Genomic DNA, 1,638 nt, shown 5'->3' with positions numbered 1-1,638 from the left:
TACGGATGCTTATTGTACAAAAGCTTAAAGGCTCGTATGATTTTCTTTCTTTAAAATCCTTTTAAAAGCTCTTTCAAAATCCTTTAAAGCGGTTTTTTGACTGACAGTGTCAGGCTTATGGAACATGATGATGCTTGTTATGGTCTCTTCATTAATTTGGAGAGCAAAATGACAATAGAATTTAAACTTCGTATTCACTTTATTAAGAATGGCAAGGGATCTAAGTTTTTAGCAATATTTGATCAGACAGCCTTTGATGTGGTTGTAAAATCCTTGATGTTGACGTGCAAATTTATCCCCTCCATGCACCTATTCTTCTCTTTACGCATGAGGTGGAGAAAAGAAAAACAAGTTTAAGCTATTAGGCTTTCTAATGGGATGTTACTGTTTTTTCCATTTTAGCACTTACAATGTAAGCTATTTGTTGACATTAACAGTATTCTACGCTATATAAAAGAATGATTAAAACGTTTAAAAGCAAAACATTGGCAGAATTATTCAAAACGGGAAATTCATCCAAGATTGATAAGAAACTTGTAAAACGTATCATGGTTCGTCTTGATCGTTTAGATTTTTCTGAAAGACCAGAAGATATGAATCTTCCAGGATTCAACTTTCATTCTTTGATTGGATATTCACCCACTCGTTACACTGTCCACGTTAACGGACCATGGTGTATTACCTTTGAATTTGACTCATGTAATGCTTACCGTGTTGATCTTGAACAATATCACTAAGGATACAGTTATGAATGACATTCCTGCACAAAGAGATAAAAACCGTTGTCCTACTCATCCAGGAGAAGTTTTAGCAGAAATTATTCCTGAAACAGGCAAAACAAAATCAGAAATTGCGCAGATGCTTGGTATATCACGCCAACATCTCTACGATATTCTGAACGCAAAAAAACCTGTTTCTCCTGCTATTTCGGCTTGTCTTGGCAAAATGTTTGGTGATGGAGCTGCTATATGGTTACGTATGCAAGCCAATTATGATGCGTGGCATGCTGAACGCGAAACAAATGTTAGCAAAGTTCCAACACTTCACGCTGTTTGACTTTGTGACTCAATCTCTAGAGACGATGTTTTATGAAATACTAGATAAATAATGACATCTCCTGCTTTAAACATGTTCATCACTATTCAAAATGTCATCTAAACCACGATCTAAATCGTCTAATATATTTTGCGGTGCATCTGCATAAACAAAAGATTGTACACGAGAACGCGCTTTTATTAATTCATGATATAAATCAACAGGAAGCATAATGATTTTTTCACGCCCTCGCTTTGTTAAAGCTACAGGTGTAGACATAGCCTCGTCTAAAATATCGCCTGCCCCGCGGTTTACATCTGTAAAACTATATTTTTTCATATGCACATCCTATCTTTAATGCATAATACGTATTATACGTATAATGTGTATTATGTAAAGATATTTTATGCTGTTAACTACCTCCCCGCCTAAAAGACGAGGAGATAAATCATGTTTTTAAATTAAGCTACTTTCGCAACAGGGTTTACACAGTTTACTTGTAATCTATTTATATCTATGTAATAATACGTATTATGAATAGATTTGTTGGGATAGGTAAGGCCGCTCAAGCTTTGGGGGTTTCTATTAGCACTCTACGACGTT

General features: G+C 35.3%; 4 protein-coding genes and 1 pseudogene. 4 read left to right on the top strand and 1 reads right to left on the bottom strand.

Annotated elements, in window-relative coordinates; translation table 11 throughout:
* Window positions 1-96: 96 nt before the first annotated feature.
* The 3 genes from ABD915_RS09535 (at window position 97) to ABD915_RS09525 (ending at window position 1,056) form a co-directional block, all read left to right on the top strand.
* Window positions 97-357 (top strand): hypothetical protein, encoded by a 261-nt coding sequence (locus tag ABD915_RS09535; protein WP_345117700.1) that lies wholly within the window; start codon window positions 97-99, stop codon window positions 355-357.
* Window positions 358-458: 101 nt separating this feature from the next.
* Complete coding sequence (locus ABD915_RS09530; protein ID WP_273721168.1) at window positions 459-737, top strand: type II toxin-antitoxin system RelE/ParE family toxin; 279 nt, start codon at window positions 459-461, stop codon at window positions 735-737.
* A gap of 10 nt (window positions 738-747) precedes the next feature.
* Window positions 748-1,056 carry a HigA family addiction module antitoxin gene (locus ABD915_RS09525; RefSeq protein WP_273721170.1) on the top strand — a complete coding sequence of 103 codons (309 nt, stop codon included), beginning with the start codon at window positions 748-750 and terminating at the stop codon, window positions 1,054-1,056.
* A 66-nt stretch (window positions 1,057-1,122) separates the two neighbouring features.
* Here ABD915_RS09525 and ABD915_RS09520 read toward each other — a convergent pair whose 3' ends face one another.
* The gene (locus ABD915_RS09520; RefSeq protein WP_345117695.1) at window positions 1,123-1,374 is read right to left on the bottom strand and encodes a type II toxin-antitoxin system prevent-host-death family antitoxin; all 252 of its coding nucleotides are present in this window, start codon (window positions 1,372-1,374) and stop codon (window positions 1,123-1,125) included.
* A 194-nt stretch (window positions 1,375-1,568) separates the two neighbouring features.
* Between ABD915_RS09520 and ABD915_RS10370 the strand changes: the two are divergent.
* Window positions 1,569-1,638: pseudogene (locus ABD915_RS10370) on the top strand (IS607 family transposase); the annotation flags it as partial.

The sequence above is a fragment of the Bartonella jaculi genome (assembly GCF_039543045.1).
GTDB classification, from domain to species: Bacteria; Pseudomonadota; Alphaproteobacteria; order Rhizobiales; family Rhizobiaceae; genus Bartonella; species Bartonella jaculi.
Note: the sequence above shows the minus strand (reverse complement) of the source record. Positions and strands in the feature narration are given on the sequence as shown.